Here is a 16,720-nt window from a genome sequence, read left to right on the forward strand (position 1 = left end):
GAAAGCGTGTTCATTCTTAAGTCCAGACGGGATGGGATTGACCGGAGGAGGCCGATTCCAGCCCGGATGCACCGCAGCCGAAACGGTCCGGAGAACCGGACCACCGTGGGAGGAGTTTCAATGCGCAGAAGGATTCAGTCATATTTGCTGAGCGCGGCGGCCATCATGGCCCTGTCCGGGCCGGCGATGGCAACCGAGCTCAACATCACCTGCCGATGCGTTGTCGGCGGGGTCAACAGCGGCATGGCCGAGTGGATCGAAAACAAGGTCATTCCGGCCTTTACCGCCAAGATGAAGGCCGAAGGCAAGGACGTCACCGTCAAGCTCAATCAGTTCGGCGGCGAGGACGAGCAGCTGACACAGCAGCTCGCGCTTGACTTCTCCACCGGGGCTGGCCCGGATGTCTCCGGCTTCGATGGCTTCCTGATCCCGAGCTTCGTCCAGGGCGGGCTGTTGAAATCGCTTGAAGAAGTGGCCGGCGCCGACGTCAATGCCTGGGAAGGCTGGAGCCACATTTCCGACGGCACCAAGGCGTTGATGAGCTATCAGGGCAAGCCTTACGGCATCGCGCTCGGCACCGACGCGCGCATGATCTTCGTGCGCAAGGACCTGTTCCAGAAGGCGGGCCTCGACGCGGCGGCGTGGCAGCCGAAATCCTGGGACGAACTGCTCGACGCCGCGCGCAAGATCAAGGCGGCGGCGCCGGATTCCTTCCCGCTGCAGCTGAATGCCGGCGTCTCCATGGGCGAGGCCACGACCATGCAGGGCTACTGGATGGCGCTGCTCGGCACCGGCGAGCAGGTCACAGACGATGCCGGCAAATACATCGTCTCCAGCCAGGGCATCCTCGATACACTGAAGCTCTACAAGACCATCTATGTCGACGACAAGCTCGGCGACCAGCGCGCCCAGCTCTTGGCCGACGGGCGCAATCGCACCTTCGCCAACTTCCGCGACGGCAAGACCGCCATGCTGGTGGAGGGCGACTGGTTCTATCGTTCCGTCACCGCACCGGACGCCGAGTTCGCGGTCGCCGACCGTGACAATGTCATGACCTGGAAGAAGATGCCGGCGGCGCAACCAGGCAAGGGCCTGCGCGGCCAGGACTTCGTCACCATGTCCGGCGGCACCGGCTTCGTCATCAACCCGCATACCGACGCCCCGAAGGAATCCTGGGAGCTCTTGTCTTTCATGAACAGCCAGGAGCAGCTCACCGCCTTCCAGGAGATCCAGCCGGCGATCCGCATTCGAAACGACGTCACCATCCCCAACTCGCCGTTCCTGACCGAGACCGCCGAGGTCCTGCTGCCCATCACCACGGCACGTCCCAATGACGCCAACTACAACAAGGTCTCGACCGAGATCCAGCGCATGACCGAAAGCGTCGTCTCGGGCGAACTGTCGCCGGAAGACGCGATGGCCCAGTACAAGGCCGCCGTGATCGCCATCGTCGGTGAAGAGAACACGGTCAGCCGTCTCTGATCGGGCCTGATATCACCGGTCGGCCGATCGGCCGGCCGGTGATCTTGCCGAACCGCTTTGCCCTGCAATGGGAAACTCAACGCATGAAGAAATTCTCGCTGCTGTCCACGCGGGCGGGCGCCCTTTTTCTGGCTCCCGCAACGGCATTGGTCGGTGTTTTCGTCATCATCCCCTTCTTCTGGGTGATCTTCGTTTCCTTCACCAACAGGACATTGCTTGGACGGACCGCGCTCGACCCGGATTTCGTGGGTCTCCAGAACTATTTCACCCTCTTCAATCCTGCCACCTTTTTCACCCGCGGCCAGTTCGGCTTTTCGCTGATCCTGACGATCCAGTTCGTGCTGCTCTCCGCACTCATCGGCCAGGCGCTGCTCGGGTTGATCCTCGCCTGGCTCAGCCAGTCCGTGTCGCCCGGTATGAAGTCCTTTCTGCAGACGACCGTCATTGCCGCCTGGATCCTGCCGGAAGTGGTCATCGGCTTCGCCTGGTTCGCATTCCTCGACTATGACAGCGGAACGCTGAACATGATCATGCGCGGTCTCGGCCTGCCGCCGGGAGACTGGCTGCTGCAGCAGCCCTTCTGGGTCATCGTGTTCTTCAACACCTGGCGGGGGGCTGCCTTCTCGATGATGCTGTTCAACTCGGCATTCCAGTCGATCCCGCCGAGCTATTTCCAGGCGGCGGATGTCGCCGGCGCAACCTCCTGGCAGAAGCTGCGCGATATCGCCCTGCCGCTGATCCGCGGCCATGTGGTCACCGATCTGATCCTCATCACCATGTGGACCTTCAATGTCTTCACGCCGTTCCTTCTGACCAATGGCGGGCCGTCCTACCGGACCGAACTGTTGTCGATCTACACCTACCGCATCGCCTTCAAGGATTTCGAGTTCGGCAAGGGCGCGGCCGTCGGCGTGGTCATCATGCTCATCAACCTGGCTTTCGCACTCGTCTATCTGAGGCTTGCCCACAAGAAGCCGGCGGAGGCCGAATGATGCCTTTCTCTTCCCGTATCTACTTCCGCCGCATGGGCTTTTCGGTGGTCGCCGCCCTGCTCGGCACCATCTTCGCGCTACCGCTCGTCTGGTTCCTCTTCGCGCCGTTCAACGCCCGCGCCGAACTCGGCCTTGCCATCCCGGAACCCTTCACGTTCGCCAATTTTGCTACGGTGTTTCAGAACACCTTCGCCATGCAGGCGCTGTTCAACAGCCTGGTGCAGGCCTTCGGCGGCGTCGTCCTCGTCGGCGCGGCAGCAACGCTTGCGGCTTATGCGCTTTCCCGCTCGCCAATCCCCGGAAAAGGCGCAGTCACCTATGTGCTCTTGCTGTTCTCGTCAGTGGTCTCCGGCTCGGCCGCGATGGTGCCGATCTTCCTGATCGTTTCTGCGGCCGGACTGATCGACACGCATCTCGCCGTCATTCTCGTCTTTGCCGGTGGGCTACTGCCGACAGCCATGTTCATCCTGCGCGACTTCATCGACGCCATCCCGCGCTCCTATGAAGAAAGCGCGATGGTTGCAGGCGCCTCTCCACTGCAGGCGTTCTTCGACGTCGCCCTGCCGGTGATCCGGCCGGGTATCGTCGTGGTCGTCGTCTGGGCTTTCGTCAACATCTGGGGAAGCTTCCTGATCCCCTTCATCCTCTTGCGCAGCGACAGCCTGATGCCCGCCTCCGTCGCCATCTATTCCTTCTATTCCGAGGCCGGCACGCCGATCGTCACACTGCTTGCCGCCTACTCACTCATCTATTCGCTCCCCGTCATCGCGCTCTACCTCTTCGTGAACTGGAAATTCGGTTTCCGGTTCTTCGGTGGCATCAAGTCGTAATCGGAAAACCAGTCTCATGGCCTCTGTCGAATTCCAGAACGTTTCCAAGAGCTTCGGCGCATTCAACGCCCTGCCCGATATCAGCTTCTCGATTGCTGACGGCGAGTTCGTCTGCCTGCTCGGACCATCCGGCTGCGGCAAGACGACGAGCCTGCGCATGATCGCCGGGCTCGAAACGCCGTCCTCCGGCAAGGTGCTGATCGGCGGCAAGGACGTGACCTACCTGCACCCGAAGGATCGGCAGATCTCCATGGTCTTTCAGGACTATGCACTCTATCCGCACATGAATCTTGCCGACAACATCGCCTATCCGCTGAAGGTGCGCGGCGAGGCGGAGGACAAGCGTCATGCCCGCGCCAGGGAGGTCGCCGACGTCTTGAAGATCGGCGATCTGATGAAGCGCCTGCCGAGCCAGATCTCCGGCGGCCAGCAGCAGCGCACGTCGCTGGCGCGCGCGCTCGTCTATCCGAGCCAGGTCTATCTCTTCGACGAGCCGCTCTCCAACCTCGACGCCAAGCTGCGCCTGGAAGCACGCGGGTTTCTCAACCACCTGCAGCGCGACATGGGCATGACCGCCGTCTACGTCACCCACGACCAGGCGGAAGCGATGGCGCTCGCCACCCGCATCGCGGTCATGGACAAGGGCCGGATCGTCCAGTTCGCGCCGCCGATCGAGATCTATCGGCGCCCGGCCACCACCTTCGTTGCCAATTTCGTCGGCAACCCGCCGATGAACCTCGTGCCGGCGCAGGCTGCAATCATCGACGGAAAGCTGCAGCTTCGCGCCGAGGGGCTGTCGGTCGCGGCACTGCCGGTTTCCGACGCCATCGCAAAGGCGGTCGGCGCCAAAACGATAACGCTCGGCGTTCGCCCGGAGCATCTGCGCATTGCCCGTCCCGACGACGGCAACATCATCACCGGCGAGCTTTTCGCCAACGAGAACATGGGGCCGGAAAGCCTGGTGACGATCGAGCGGAAAGATGCCGGCCGCGTCACGGCCCGCATTTTTACCGACGACGAGATCAGGGTAGACAAGACGGTGCGACTTTCCTTCGACGCCGAACACGTCACGCTGTTCGACAGCACCGGCGCCCGCATTCCCGTCCTTGGCGAATAGTCCGGACTGCTGCAAATGATGACGACCACCGTTCACGTGACACGCGCCGACCAGGCCGCCAACCCGTACTTTTACGTGCCCTTCGACGTGCCCGAGGGCACGACGCGCATCGATGTCACCATGGCCCATGCAAAAGCGGAAGATTGCATCATCGATCTCGGCATGCTTGATCCGCGCGCGACCGATTATCCGACCCGCGCCGGCTTTCGCGGCTGGAGCGGCGGCGCCCGCGACCGCTTTTTCGTCGCAACGGACGACGCCACGCCCGGCTACATCCACGGGGAGATGCCTGCCGGTCGCTGGCAGGTCATGCTCGGCCTTTACAAGCTTCCGCCAGAAGGTGCCGATGTCACGCTGACGTTCAGCCATGACAATGCGCCTCTCGCGCTCGAACCGCAGCCCGCGCGCACCTTCCCCGTCAGGAAGGCGGCCGGCTGGTATCGCGGCGATCTGCACTGTCACACCTTCCACTCCGATGCGGCAGGCTCGCCCGAATTGCTGCACGCAGCCGCCAAGCAGGCCGGGCTCGACTTTCTCGCCGTCGCCGACCACAACACCATCAGCCAGCGCCGCTATTTCCATCCCAACTCGTCCGCCGACCTCGTCTTTGTGCGTGCGATGGAGGTGACGACCGCAGTCGGCCATGCCAACGTCTTTGGCGTCGACGACTGGATCGATTTCCGCATGACCCGGCCCGAACATGGGCACACGCTTGCCGACATGGTGCATGAGCGCGGCGGCATGCTGTCGATCAACCACGACAAGCCGACGATCCCCTGGGATTACGACGTGCCGGAGATCGACTGCATGGAAGTCTGGCAATCGCACTGGATGGCCTGGAACTGGGTATCGCTCGGCCGATATCAGCAGCGGCTGGCTTCGGGCAAGAAAATCTCGGCAATCGGCGGCAGCGACTTCCACCAGCCGGCCCGGCTGATGCCCGAAGGGCCGCTCGTGCTTGCGCGACCGACGACGGTGCTGTGGCTCGACGAACTTTCTGAAAACGCGATCCTCGCCGCGATGAAGACCGGGCTTGGCTATATCACCGAGAGCCCTGATGGACCGCATTTGGCACTTTCGGTCGATGGCCAGCCGATGGGCTCGACGATCCGAGGGCCCGTCGACGCGAAGGCCGACGTTCACGGAGCAAAAGGCGATCGGCTACTCTGGTTCGACGCGACAGGGCAGATTGCCGATCAACTCATCGAAGACGACCGCTGGGTCGGACAATTCTCCGGGCGGCCGAGCCTGTTCCTGCGCGCCGAAATCGCAGCAGAGAAGAGCCGGCCGCAGATAATCGGCGATTTCACCGCGGCCCTTGGCGGCGGGTTGCCCTGGCAATTAACCGAAGTGGAACTGCAACTACAGACCGTGCGCCGCGCCATCAGCAATCCGATCTATGTGGCGTGATCGGAGAGCATTTCCAGGAAAAGTGCGAAGCGGTTTTCCGTTAGGAAATGCTTGGAAACAAAGAGGTAGAGCGTTTCCGTGACTCCGTTTAAATCGGAAACGCTCTAGGGCTAGAAAAAGGGTCGCAGGGCCAGCTCCGCGCCAAGAAGCAGCAGACCGACCAGGAACCACCGGCGGAACGTGGTCGGGCTGACCAGACGGCGGATCGCCTGCCCGGCCCACATGCCGGCCAGCGCCGGCACGATGGCAACCACCGACAGGAGCAGGTTGTCGGCCTCCAACGCCCCACGCCACAGCAGACCTGCCGCAAGCGTCATCGTCGACACGGTAAAGGAGAGGCCGAGCGCCTGGATCAGGTCGTCCTTCTCCAGACCAAGGGCCTGCAGATACGGCACCGCCGGCATGACGAAGACGCCGGTGCAGCCGGTGACCACGCCCGTAATCATGCCGATAGGCGGAGACAACCACACCTCGGCCCTTGCCGGCACTGAGAACGGGCGCGCCATGAGCGTATATCCGGCATAGACCACAAGCGCCGTCCCGAGCATGGCTGTCGACAGGGCCGTATCGCCGCCCGCGAGAAGAGCCGTGCCGAGGATGGTACCGATGCCGATCGCCAGCATCATCGGCCAGAGCCGCAGCATGAGCGGGCCGAGGGCCGGACCCGCCAGCAGTTGCCAGACATTTGTCACGAGGGACGGCAGGATCAGCAGATTGGCGGCCGTAATCGGCGACAACAGCGCACCGAGCGCGCCCATGGCGACGGTGGGGAGCCCCATACCCGTCACGCCCTTGACCACGCCGGCGAGGAAAAAGGCGGCAGCAATTGCGCCGGTGAGCCATGTGGAGAGTTCGATCATGGCTCTAAAGTCATGAAGCATTGCGACAGCGCAATGCGGATGATCCGCAGGTTGGCTTCGGCTATGCCGAAGGCACATTTGCCGCTATCGTGCCGGCATGCGCTTCGATCTGATCGACCTTCGCCTGTTTCTTGCCGTCGTCGAGGCAGGCAGCATCACCCACGGCGCCGGGGTCGCGAACCTCTCCCTGGCCGCCGCCAGCGAGCGGCTGCGCGGCATGGAGGAGAACGGCGGCGTAAAACTTCTGGCGCGCGGCCGCAGGGGCGTATCCACGACCGCCGCCGGCGATGCGCTCGCCCATCATGCCCGGCTCGTACTGCGCCAGATGGAGCATATGCATGGGGAGCTCGGCGAATACGCCAGGGGATTGCGGGCGAGCATTCGCCTTCTCGCCAACACCGCCGCGATCACCGAGTTCCTGCCCGGCCGTCTTGGGCCTTGGCTTCGCGCCCACTCGCAAACCGATATCGACCTGAAGGAGCGCCAGAGCGCGGACATCGTCAAGGCCGTCTCAGGTGGCCGGGCTGAGATCGGCATCATCTCGGATGCCGTCGACGCGACCGGCCTGCGCCTCATCCCCTTCGCGATCGACCGGCTGGTTGCCGTGGTCGCCAAGAACCATGTTCTTGCAGAAACAAGACAGATCAGCTTCACGGATCTGCTCGACCACGCCTTCGTCGGCCTTGCGGAAGGCAGTGCCCTGCAGGCCCATATCGAGGGCCAGGCGACCCGCATCGGCCGCCGGATGAGCTACCGCCTGCGCGTGCGCAGCTTCGAGGATGTCTGCGGTCTGGCTGCACAGGATGTCGGTGTCGGCATCGTCCCGCAGACAGCTGCGCGCCGATGCCGTCGCACGGCGATTTCCGCCCTCCGCCTGACCGACAAGTGGGCGACGCGTCGCCTGTCGATCTGCCTGCGGCCGGATGAAGACCTCTCGCCGCTCGCCCGCGACCTGGTCGAGCATCTCGGCAATTTCAAGCCGGACTGACCGTCGAGGCGACCCGTGGCGGTCGATCAGTAGCCTCTGGCAGCACCCGCGCCGATGCGACTGTCGACCGCACCGTTGTAGCGGGCGCCACCGCCGTCCTTGATTTCGGCCAGGCTTTCGCCGCCAACAAGGATGCCGGTCGCCTGCCCCCAGATGCTCCAGCTCTTGTCGATCTGCACATCATGGCCCATCTCCGAGAGAAGCTTGCGCGTATCGGGCGAAAGGGCGTAGGGCTCCATGAACACTTTGTCCGGTAGCCACTGATGATGGATGCGCGGCGCGTCGACGGCCTCCTGAATATTCATGCCGTGATCGACCACGTTGAGGATCGCCTCGAGCGTGATCGTAATGATGCGCGCTCCGCCGGGGCTGCCGATCACCATGAACGGCTTGCCGTCCTTGGAGACGATGGTCGGGCTCATCGATGAAAGCGGTGTCTTGCCCGGTGCGATCGCGTTCGCCTCGCCCTGAACGAGCCCGTAAAGATTGGGAGCACCCGGCTTCGCTGTGAAATCGTCCATCTCGTTGTTGAGCAGAATTCCGGTTCCTGGAGCGACCACGCCGGCGCCAAAAGAACCGTTCAGCGTATAGGTAACGGCGACCGCGTTGCCCTCGTCGTCGATGATCGAATAGTGGGTGGTCTCCTTGCTTTCTGCGAACCCCTCCGGCATCAGCGCCTGCGAGACGCCAGCCTTGAACGGGTCGATCCTGCCGCGGATCTCGGCCGCGTAAGCCTTGTCGAGCAGTTTGGCGACCGGGTTCTCGACGAAATCGGGGTCTCCAAGCGTCGTGTTGCGATCGACATAGGCATGGCGCATGGCCTCGATCATCGCATGTACGGTCTCGGCCGAGCCGTAGCCGAGATAGGAGAGCGGATAGCCCTCGAGAATGTTGAGGATCTCGCAGATGATGACGCCTCCGGAAGACGGCGGCGGCGAAGAGACGATGTCATAACCACGATAGTTGCATTTGACCGGCTCAAGCTCGCGCACGGCGTATTGCTCGAAATCCTTCTTGGCGAGGATGCCGCCCTTGTCAGCACTTGCCTTGACGATGGCGTCGGCGATCGCCCCCTTGTAGAAGGCGTCGGTTCCCTTTTCGGAGATGCTTGTAAGCGAGGCGGCGAGATCCGCCTGGACCAGTGTCTCGCCGACGGCAAAGGGTTTTCCGTCGGGCTTCAGAAAGATTGCTGCCGCTGCCGGGTCCTTGGCCAGCCTTTCGGTTTCGCCGTCAAAGGAATCGACATCGCCCTGCTCCAGCCGAAAGCCGTCCTTGGCAAGGACGATGGCAGGCGCGATCAGCTCTTTCAGCGGACGCGTACCATAGCGGCTTCGCGCGACTTCGAAGCCCATCACCGGCCCAGGAACGCCGACGGCCAGATATCCTTCGGTGCTCAGGCCATCGACCAATTGCTTCTTGTCATCGAGATACATGGTCTTGGTCGCAGCAGCGGGCGCCCGCTCGCGAAAATCGAGGAAGGTGGTCTTGCCGTCCTTGAAACGGATCGTCATAAAGCCGCCGCCGCCGATATTGCCGGCGGTCGGATAGAGCACTGCAAGCGCATAGCCGACGGCAACGGCAGCATCGACGGCGTTGCCGCCCTTTTTCAGGACCTCGACGCCGATGTCCGACGCCAGATGCTGGGCGGTGACGACCATGCCGTGCTCGGCTTTGACCGGCTCCGGCGAGGCGGCCCTGACGGCCGATGGCGAAACCGAGCCGAGTGCGGCGATAAGGGTGAAGGAAAGAACATTCAGGCAGGAACTGCGCATGCTTTTCTCCCGCGACAACAGGTTTTGCTGGCAATTGACGCCCTCGATTAAGGGCGGCGGCATCGAAGTTCGCAAAGGCACCACGCATCAGGCGGCGGACAACAGTCCGGCCATCGGGCGGGCTGAGGCTTGTTCAGAAATTGAAGCCTTGGCCGGAGTATAGACATGTGCGGACGGCACGGGCAATCGCCGCCTGACGATCATGATCGGCGAACAATTCGAATGCGAAGACGATCGGCTTACCATTGCTCTGTCATTGCAGCGACGCTACCCCAGTGAGTACCGGGTCGCGACAAGCCGGAGTGCAGCCGATGACCGCATCCTAGCGACCACCAAATTTTTGCCATTGCCATGAAGAACCGTGGCTGTGACAGTTCGCTCCAGGGATCTGGTATCATCCGCATCCGGATTTCTGCACGAGGACACTAAACGGGAAGAAGGTCGCATGATCGAAGGCCATTGCCATTGCAAGTCGGTTCGCCTTTCCGTCCGTGTCCGCCCTGACACACTTGGCAGCTGCAACTGTTCGCTGTGTTCAAGACTAGGCACGCTTTGGGGCTATTACAACGCAGAAGAGGTTTCGATCAGCGACCCGCAGGGCAAGCTCGTCGGCTACGTCCAAGGCGATGCCACGTTGACGATGCACCATTGCGGCACCTGCGGTTGCACCACCCATTGGTCGCCGATCGGCACTGACGCGACGCGCATGGGTGTCAACATGCGCCTGTTCGATCGATCCGTCTGGGAAGACATACCCCACCGGCTCATCGACGGCGCCAGATGGTAGGTGCCACTCTCTTCCTACTGCATGTTTCCTTAAATCCTATTCGACTTGAGGATAAAAACATGCAGCAATCCAAAGTGCTACAGCGACATTTGCGCGTCTAATAAGACGCGCGGCGCTGTGGGGCGCCTTGCCTGCACGACCGTCCTGCAGAAACGGTGCTAGGCCGCCGAGGCTGCGCCGCCACGCTCGCTGGCCGCCTTGGCATATTGGGCGTCACGGCTCTCCTTTGTGGCGTATCGCGCCCGCTTCTGCTCGTACATGCTGAGGTCCGCTCGCTTGACCAGCGCCTCCATCGATTCGCCGGTATCGCTGGTCGAAACGCCGAGCGATATGCTGAGGGGAGCGTTGGAATAGAACTGGTTGTTGATCTTCAACAGTTCGTTGATCGTCTCGACCATGGTGGCCGCTGCCAGCCGGTCGGCACCCGGCATCAGGATGGCGAACTCGTCGCCGCCGATGCGGGCGGCATGGTTGGGCTGCGACACCGCACCGTTCAACACTTCGCCGAGCCGGCGCAGGAGGGCATCACCGGCGTCGTGGCCAAGCTGGTCGTTGGCCGCTTTCAGGCCATCAAGATCGATGACGATGGCCGAGACCGGGCGAAGCGACTTGCGCTCCAGCCTGTTCAGCTCGTCCATGTAGAAGGCGCGGTTGTGCAGCTTGGTCAGCACGTCATGCTTGCCGAGATATTCGAGATAGGCCTCGGCCTTCTTGCGTGCGGTGATATCGGTCAACGCCACCTGGACCAGCGACCAGTCGCCTTCATGGCCCGGAAGCACGGAGAATTGCAGCAGGACGTGGCGCTCGGAACCGTCGAGCGCATAATTGACCACCTCGCGGTGGTGCAGAAGATTGCCGTTCCACAGCTCGATCAACTGCTCCTTGAAGTGCTTCTCCATCTCGTTGCGGAAAATGTCGCCGAGACGCTGCAGCAACGTGTTCCGATCCGGCGCGCAGAACAGGTCGAGCGTCGCCTGGTTGATGTCGATGACCCTGATCTCGCTCATGCACTGGCGCACGAACTCCGGATGGACGTCCGTGAACACGCGAAAATCGACGATCCCTCGATGACGGACATCCTCGAGCAGCAACTTGATGCGACTGAAGTCCTCGACCCACAACGACACCGGCGAATGCTCGAAGATACCTTCGGCGTAACGGCGGTTGGCCAGTTCGTTGCGGCGCGCCTCCTCACGCGCCGTGACATCTTCCGTCGTCAGCAGCAACCGGCCGAGCGTGTTCTCGTATCCTGGTAGCACCGAGCCGCGCAGCTGAATGTCGAGCCTGCGGCCAGACAGCGTGTAGTTGACCGCGCTGCTGCTGAACTCGGTCTTGCCCTCCCACAATTCGGCAAGCTCATTGACATGGCTGTCGAGCATTTCATCGCGAAAGACCTTCGACAGGTTCGCGGAGAGGTGATCGAGATCCCTGGCTTCAAACAGGTCCAGTGTCCGGCGATTGACCTGCAGGACACGAATTTGGCTGGAGCAGGCGGCGACACGCGTCAAGTCTTCTCTGAGATAGGCGCGGATATCGACCACGCCCTCGGCCCGCCAACGATCGAACTGCGTTGTGACCCCGCTGAAATCCTCGATCCACATCGCGATCGGCGCCAGATCAAAAATATTGGTGTCGGAAGAACCTGTCATTACTGTTCCATCTCGGTTCGCGGGGAGAGGGTTCCGTGCAAGGCGCATCGCCTTTGAGTGCATTCTAACGGTCTTTAAGTAAAGATGCCTAAATCCTCAACCGCAGATCGCCGCGCGCCCCTCGCTGCTTGCCAATCTGCAGAGTGACGAGCCCGACTGGAAAAGGACTATGTTATTCCAACCGCCCACGCCACCTGCCGGTGGCCGGCGTGATTGTTTTCGGACCAACTTCAGGTGAAAGCGGTAATCTGCCTAAGCAAGATCACCTCCCCGACATCGGAACCGCCGACCCGCCACCCTTGCAGCAATCGCGGCGGTCTCTATCTCACGGCGTTCACGCAGGAACAGAATGGGATATCCAATGACCTTTCGCGACCTTGATCTGACTTATGTTGAAAGCCACGGGATCCCATCGCTTCCGGAGCCGCACGAACATGGCTACGTCGAAAACGAAGGCGCACGCATCTGGTATGCGAGCCATGGTTCCGGCCCCGCAGTCATCCTGCTGCATGGTGGCATGGGAAACAGCGGAAACTGGGGCTATCAGGTCCCGGCAATCGTCGAAGCCGGCTATCGCGCTGTCATCATCGACAGCCGCGGCCACGGCCGCAGCACACGCGACGCACGTGAATACAGCTACCAGCTGATGGCCGCCGATACCCGCGCCGTCATGGATCGGCTAGGGATCGAGAAGGCCGCGATCGTCGGCTGGAGCGATGGCGCCGATACCGCCCTGATCCTCGCCCAAGAAACGCCCGAGCGCGTTGCCGGCATTTTCTTCTTCGCCTGCAACGTCGACGATACAGGCACCAAACCGTTCGTGTTCACGCCTGTTATCGGCCGCATCTGGCAGCAACATCAGAAGGACTACGCCGCATTCTCGGCGACGCCAGGTGATTTCGACGCGCTCTCGGCAGCCGTCGAAACGATGCAGCGGACACAGCCCAACCTGTCAGCGGCAGCACTTGCCGGTATCTCCGTGCCCGTGGCCGCGGTCCTTGGCGAATTTGACGAATTCATCGAGCAGGAGCACATGACCTATCTCGCCAAAACGCTACCTGACGCGACGCTTCACGTCCTTCCCGGTCTCAGCCATTTTGCCCCATTGCAGGGTCCCGATGTTTTCAATGGCGCCGTGATGACGTTCTTGACGAGCATCTTGCGCTAGCGCCCTACGCGATCCCGAGAGCCGTCCTTTCGAAGGGACGTCTTCAAACCGACGATAATGGTGGCTCGTGTCGATTGCGCGCGATACAACCGGGGAGCGATCAGGAGGAAAGAATGCGGAAGTCAGATTATCCCAAGGGCACGGTGTCCCGTCTCAGCGTCGACAGCGACGTGCTTAAAAGCAACAGGCTCGGGGATCCGAGCCGCCGCGACGTCGATGTCTATATCCCGGCAAACCATGATGGCGCCGGCCTGCCTTTGCTCGTCGATCTCGTCGGCTTTACGGCCGGCGGCCCACTGCACACCGCCTGGAAAGCCTTCTTCGAGAACGTCCCGGAGCGCCTGGACCGGCTGATTGCGACCGGGCAGATGCCGCCGGTGGTCGTCGCCTTTCCCGATTGCTTCACTTCTCTTGGCGGCAACCAATATGTCAACAGCGAGGTCGTCGGCCGTTGGGAGGATTTCCTCATCGACGAGATGCTTCCGGCAGTCGAAACCCGCTTCGGCTGCGGCGGCACCGGACGGCGCGGCGTTTTTGGAAAAAGCTCGGGTGGCTACGGCGCGTTCTCCCACGCCTTCCGGCGGCCGGATGTCTGGGCTGCGGCAGCGAGCCATTCCGGAGACGCCGGCTTCGACCTGATGGCGGCTGACTTTCCCATGGTGCTGCGCGCGCTTGCGCGGCATGATCTCTCGATTGAAAGCTGGTTTCGAGCCTATGAGGCCCGGGAGAAACATGCCGATGAGGACATCCCCGTCCTCCTCGTTTTGGCCCAGGCGGCAAGCTACGACCCCGATCCCAACCTCGAGGCCTTCAAAGGCCTGCGGCTCCCGGTCGATCTGGAGACCTGCGAGCTCATCGACGACCGCTGGCAGAATTGGATGGCGTGCGATCCCGTTGAGCTCGCCAAGACCCATGGGCACAACATCGGCAAGCTCAAGGCCTTCTACATGGATTGCGGCACTGTGGATCAGTACAATCTGCTCTACGGCAATCGCCGCATCCATCGGACGCTGAAGCAACTCGGCATCGAACACACCTATGAGGAGTTCGAGGACAACCACAATTCGGTCGATTACCGCATGGATGTCAGCCTGCCCTTCCTTGCCAAGGCGCTGCAGTAACGAGCGTCAATGGCCCGACCGGAAGCAAACGCCGGCCGGCCATGGTGTCTCGAGATGCGGCGATACCTGATGGCGGTCGCCCTCGTTTCTGTCGAGTTTAAGCGGCACGCCGATCGTGGCGACCCTCTTCGATCTCCTCGACGATCTTGGCAACAAAGGCGTCGAGATCGTCTGGCGAGCGGGAGGTGACGATACCGTGGTCGCTGACGACCTTCAGATCGACCCATTGCGCGCCAGCATTCTCGACATCCTTGCGGATGGAGGCATAGGACGTTGCCTTGCGCCCCTTCAAGGCGTCGGCTTCGACAAGCAGCCACGGCGCATGACAGATGGCTGCCTCCACCTTGCCCGACTGCACGAAATCGGTGACGACGCGCATCGCGTCGGGGTTCTTCCTTAGCAGGTCCGGGTTGATCTGCCCGCCTGGCAGCACAAGCGCATCAAAATCTCGCACGAACACGTCCTTTGCCGTCAGGTCGACGTCGACGGTGTCGCCCCAGTCGCCCTTGTCCCAACTCTTGATGGCCCGTTTTTCCAGCGATGCGATGGTCACTTTGGCGCCGCGCTTTGACAGTTCGTCGCGCGGGACGTGCAGTTCCGAGCGCTCGTAGCCGTCGGTAGCGAGGATCAGAATTTTGGCTGTGTCGATCGATGGCATGGCGAAGTCCTTCCCGGTTTGTGAACCCAGGGGTAGAACCGGCTGCGAATGAAATGGTTCCGACCTTCTGCAAGCCCTTCAGGGCGCAAGCAACCAGAACACCAGCCCGGAAAGAAGGATGAAAAGGGCGATCAGCCTGGCGAAGCGCTGCATGCCGTGGGATGTGTCGTCGCCCAAAAGCGCGTTCCACAAGGCTCCGCCGGAAGCATCGACGTCGGTGGTTGCCGCAGACGCCGGCGCTTGTTGCGCTGACACTGCCGAACTGTAATCGTGAGGACGCGGCTGCCGGTTCACCGTTGTGGATTCGTCAAAATAAACCCCGGCGCTGACAATCCCGCCGTCGCCGGCATCTGCCACCTGGCTCTCACGCAACACGCGATCCTCCGGCTCCGGTCGTCCCAACAGCGCGTGAAGCCAGGCACGGCGCGCCTGAGCCGTCGCCGCGTGACGTGGCCATTGCGCTGACGGCAGCAGCATTGCGGACGTGCGTCTGCCTTTCGGGTGACGGACTGACATCTTGGGGCCTCCCGTAACAACAATACACCGGAAACGCGTTTGTTCCATCACAACACGGTTCACCGCCCGGAAAACGCGAAGGGCGGCAGACGTCTCGTGACCACAGCACCTGCAAGCTGACGAACGGCAGGCCCGCCGCCGCCCGATGCGGGAGAGCCCCGAAATAGAAAAGGCGCTCGACCCTTGACGGGGAGCGCCTTTTCTTGACCCGGACAACGTCAAACGCGCGGGCTTAGCCGCTGCAGGACGCCATCGATACGGGTAGTGATGCCCTAGATAGTCAGTGGCTCAGGGTTTTCAAGGCCCAATCATGATTATCCCGGAAATTGTTTGATCGGCACGGCAAAGACACTTTGTCGGGCCGGATCCGATCGGGATTTCTTCCACTCGGCGGTCCGTAATGAAGCATGGATGAACGCATTGTCGGGACAGATAGGCAAAGTCGTAATCAGGATGGCACGATCGCGTCCGCCAGCTTGAGCCGTCGCCAGTCGCTTGGCGCCATGCCGGTACGCAAGCGGAAGAAACGGGAGAAGTAGGCGGCATCCTTCAGTCCGATCTCGTAGGCTATATCTTCCAGTGATCGAACGGTGAAAAGCAACAGACGTTTGGCTTCCAGCAGCCGGCGCTCATTGATCAGTTCCTTCACCTGCATCCCGAACGCGGCATTGCTGGCCTTGGCAAGCAGGTGCGGGGTGGTCGCAAGAGCACTCGTATAGCGCCCAACCGTCCAGTTCTCGCGAAAATGCGCATCGATCATGCGCCGCAACTGTGTTGCGAGCATCATATCGGGGGACTGCGACGGCGATGGCGCGGCGGTGGCAAGGCGCGCGATCTGCGTCAGGATCGCCGATACCAGCGATGCCATCATCGACTGGGTACCGAAAGCTCCCGTGCCGTACTCCTCTGCGATCATGTCCATCAATGACGATAGGCGCTGCCACTGCCGGTCGTCCCGGGCGCCGGCAACCATGATCGGCGCATCGAGCGCCAGGACTGTTCTCTCCCGGGCGGACAGCATCAAGCCGTCGGCGATCGATATTACGAAAGCATCGCTTTCCAGCGGTTCGACGGAGAAACCGTGCACGATACCGCTCGGCACGAAGCTGACGGCTGGCGCGGAAAAGTCCAAAACCTTGTCTTCGATGAAATACGACCCACGTCCGCGAAACCAGTAGGTCACCTGGGCAAGTTGATCATGCTTATGGGCCCTGACCCGCCCTTGATGCAGTCCACGCCGAGCCATCACCGTTTCGACGTGGAAGAACCCCGGTTCGAGCTGTTGTTCTGGTTCGCCGTAGACAAAGAAGCTTGGAATGATGTCGGCCATTAACCACCCGAAAAAGTGCAAGTCATTTTGGCATTCTGTC

Annotated in this window: 16 protein-coding genes; 10 read left to right on the top strand and 6 right to left on the bottom strand. The window is 61.7% G+C overall.

What is annotated here, in order from left to right; translation table 11 throughout:
• The first annotated feature begins 120 nt into the window (after positions 1-120).
• The 5 genes from ASD02_RS18725 (at position 121) to ASD02_RS18745 (ending at position 5,831) form a co-directional block, all read left to right on the top strand.
• Positions 121-1,482, top strand: coding sequence for an extracellular solute-binding protein (locus tag ASD02_RS18725; RefSeq protein ID WP_057214549.1), 1,362 nt, complete (start codon positions 121-123; stop codon positions 1,480-1,482).
• An 83-nt stretch (positions 1,483-1,565) separates the two neighbouring features.
• Positions 1,566-2,474, top strand: coding sequence for a sugar ABC transporter permease (locus tag ASD02_RS18730; RefSeq protein ID WP_057214552.1), 909 nt, complete (start codon positions 1,566-1,568; stop codon positions 2,472-2,474).
• On the top strand, positions 2,474-3,304 hold the full coding sequence (locus ASD02_RS18735; protein WP_025428295.1) for a carbohydrate ABC transporter permease: 831 nt from the start codon (positions 2,474-2,476) through the stop codon (positions 3,302-3,304). Before ASD02_RS18730 ends, ASD02_RS18735 begins: the two co-directional genes overlap by 1 nt.
• A gap of 16 nt (positions 3,305-3,320) precedes the next feature.
• Complete coding sequence (locus ASD02_RS18740; protein ID WP_057220694.1) at positions 3,321-4,421, top strand: ABC transporter ATP-binding protein; 1,101 nt, start codon at positions 3,321-3,323, stop codon at positions 4,419-4,421.
• 15 nt (positions 4,422-4,436) lie between these two features.
• Complete coding sequence (locus ASD02_RS18745; protein ID WP_057207349.1) at positions 4,437-5,831, top strand: CehA/McbA family metallohydrolase; 1,395 nt, start codon at positions 4,437-4,439, stop codon at positions 5,829-5,831.
• 110 nt (positions 5,832-5,941) lie between these two features.
• Here the strand turns inward: ASD02_RS18745 and ASD02_RS18750 are convergent, their stop codons facing one another.
• Entirely contained in the window at positions 5,942-6,691 is a 750-nt protein-coding gene (locus tag ASD02_RS18750; RefSeq protein ID WP_057207406.1) for a sulfite exporter TauE/SafE family protein, read from the bottom strand.
• 97 nt (positions 6,692-6,788) lie between these two features.
• Here ASD02_RS18750 and ASD02_RS18755 point away from each other — a divergent pair, with 97 nt between their 5' ends.
• On the top strand, positions 6,789-7,679 hold the full coding sequence (locus ASD02_RS18755; protein ID WP_057207350.1) for a LysR family transcriptional regulator: 891 nt from the start codon (positions 6,789-6,791) through the stop codon (positions 7,677-7,679).
• A gap of 26 nt (positions 7,680-7,705) precedes the next feature.
• On the opposite strand, the gene ggt is transcribed toward ASD02_RS18755, so the two are convergent.
• A complete protein-coding gene (ggt, locus tag ASD02_RS18760) occupies positions 7,706-9,451 on the bottom strand; it encodes a gamma-glutamyltransferase (RefSeq protein ID WP_057220695.1) in 1,746 nt (581 codons plus the stop codon).
• Between ggt and ASD02_RS38310 the strand changes: the two genes are divergently transcribed.
• Both ASD02_RS38310 and ASD02_RS18765 read left to right on the top strand, forming a co-directional pair.
• Positions 9,450-9,614, top strand: a complete 165-nt coding sequence (locus ASD02_RS38310; RefSeq protein ID WP_156408417.1) for a hypothetical protein — start codon at positions 9,450-9,452, stop codon at positions 9,612-9,614. The two genes, ggt and ASD02_RS38310, sit on opposite strands and share 2 nt — an antisense overlap.
• A gap of 282 nt (positions 9,615-9,896) precedes the next feature.
• A complete protein-coding gene (locus ASD02_RS18765) occupies positions 9,897-10,238 on the top strand; it encodes a GFA family protein (RefSeq protein WP_025428289.1) in 342 nt (113 codons plus the stop codon).
• A gap of 158 nt (positions 10,239-10,396) precedes the next feature.
• Here ASD02_RS18765 and ASD02_RS18770 read toward each other — a convergent pair whose 3' ends face one another.
• Complete coding sequence (locus tag ASD02_RS18770) at positions 10,397-11,887, bottom strand: sensor domain-containing diguanylate cyclase (RefSeq protein WP_057214568.1); 1,491 nt, start codon at positions 11,885-11,887, stop codon at positions 10,397-10,399.
• Positions 11,888-12,248: 361 nt separating this feature from the next.
• Between ASD02_RS18770 and ASD02_RS18775 the strand changes: the two genes are divergently transcribed.
• Together ASD02_RS18775 and ASD02_RS18780 are read left to right on the top strand one after the other, a co-directional pair.
• Complete coding sequence (locus tag ASD02_RS18775; RefSeq protein WP_057220696.1) at positions 12,249-13,055, top strand: alpha/beta hydrolase; 807 nt, start codon at positions 12,249-12,251, stop codon at positions 13,053-13,055.
• 113 nt (positions 13,056-13,168) lie between these two features.
• Positions 13,169-14,176 (top strand): alpha/beta hydrolase-fold protein, encoded by a 1,008-nt coding sequence (locus ASD02_RS18780; protein WP_057214574.1) that lies wholly within the window; start codon positions 13,169-13,171, stop codon positions 14,174-14,176.
• Positions 14,177-14,273: 97 nt separating this feature from the next.
• Here ASD02_RS18780 and ASD02_RS18785 read toward each other — a convergent pair whose 3' ends face one another.
• The 3 genes from ASD02_RS18785 to ASD02_RS18795 form a co-directional block, all read right to left on the bottom strand.
• Positions 14,274-14,834 carry a type 1 glutamine amidotransferase domain-containing protein gene (locus ASD02_RS18785; RefSeq protein WP_057220697.1) on the bottom strand — a complete coding sequence of 187 codons (561 nt, stop codon included), beginning with the start codon at positions 14,832-14,834 and terminating at the stop codon, positions 14,274-14,276.
• A gap of 78 nt (positions 14,835-14,912) precedes the next feature.
• Positions 14,913-15,206, bottom strand: coding sequence for a hypothetical protein (locus tag ASD02_RS18790; protein ID WP_128090486.1), 294 nt, complete (start codon positions 15,204-15,206; stop codon positions 14,913-14,915).
• 592 nt (positions 15,207-15,798) lie between these two features.
• Entirely contained in the window at positions 15,799-16,680 is an 882-nt protein-coding gene (locus ASD02_RS18795; protein ID WP_057220698.1) for a helix-turn-helix domain-containing protein, read from the bottom strand.
• Positions 16,681-16,720: the final 40 nt, after the last annotated feature.

The organism is Ensifer sp. Root1252 (assembly GCF_001425885.1).
In the GTDB taxonomy this organism is placed as follows: Bacteria; Pseudomonadota; Alphaproteobacteria; order Rhizobiales; family Rhizobiaceae; genus Ensifer; species Ensifer canadensis.

Excerpts from the sequence above, each read along its gene's own strand:
- ASD02_RS18725 (WP_057214549.1), top strand. The coding sequence starts at position 121 with ATGCGCAGAAGGATTCAGTCATATTTGCTGAGCGCGGCGGCCATCATG.
- ASD02_RS18730 (WP_057214552.1), top strand. The coding sequence starts at position 1,566 with ATGAAGAAATTCTCGCTGCTGTCCACGCGGGCGGGCGCCCTTTTTCTG.
- ASD02_RS18735 (WP_025428295.1), top strand. The coding sequence starts at position 2,474 with ATGCCTTTCTCTTCCCGTATCTACTTCCGCCGCATGGGCTTTTCGGTG.
- ASD02_RS18740 (WP_057220694.1), top strand. The coding sequence starts at position 3,321 with ATGGCCTCTGTCGAATTCCAGAACGTTTCCAAGAGCTTCGGCGCATTC.
- ASD02_RS18745 (WP_057207349.1), top strand. The coding sequence starts at position 4,437 with ATGATGACGACCACCGTTCACGTGACACGCGCCGACCAGGCCGCCAAC.
- ASD02_RS18750 (WP_057207406.1), bottom strand. The coding sequence starts at position 6,691 with ATGATCGAACTCTCCACATGGCTCACCGGCGCAATTGCTGCCGCCTTT.
- ASD02_RS18755 (WP_057207350.1), top strand. The coding sequence starts at position 6,789 with ATGCGCTTCGATCTGATCGACCTTCGCCTGTTTCTTGCCGTCGTCGAG.
- ASD02_RS38310 (WP_156408417.1), top strand. The coding sequence starts at position 9,450 with ATGCTTTTCTCCCGCGACAACAGGTTTTGCTGGCAATTGACGCCCTCG.
- ggt (WP_057220695.1), bottom strand. The coding sequence starts at position 9,451 with ATGCGCAGTTCCTGCCTGAATGTTCTTTCCTTCACCCTTATCGCCGCA.
- ASD02_RS18765 (WP_025428289.1), top strand. The coding sequence starts at position 9,897 with ATGATCGAAGGCCATTGCCATTGCAAGTCGGTTCGCCTTTCCGTCCGT.
- ASD02_RS18770 (WP_057214568.1), bottom strand. The coding sequence starts at position 11,887 with ATGACAGGTTCTTCCGACACCAATATTTTTGATCTGGCGCCGATCGCG.
- ASD02_RS18775 (WP_057220696.1), top strand. The coding sequence starts at position 12,249 with ATGACCTTTCGCGACCTTGATCTGACTTATGTTGAAAGCCACGGGATC.
- ASD02_RS18780 (WP_057214574.1), top strand. The coding sequence starts at position 13,169 with ATGCGGAAGTCAGATTATCCCAAGGGCACGGTGTCCCGTCTCAGCGTC.
- ASD02_RS18785 (WP_057220697.1), bottom strand. The coding sequence starts at position 14,834 with ATGCCATCGATCGACACAGCCAAAATTCTGATCCTCGCTACCGACGGC.
- ASD02_RS18795 (WP_057220698.1), bottom strand. The coding sequence starts at position 16,680 with ATGGCCGACATCATTCCAAGCTTCTTTGTCTACGGCGAACCAGAACAA.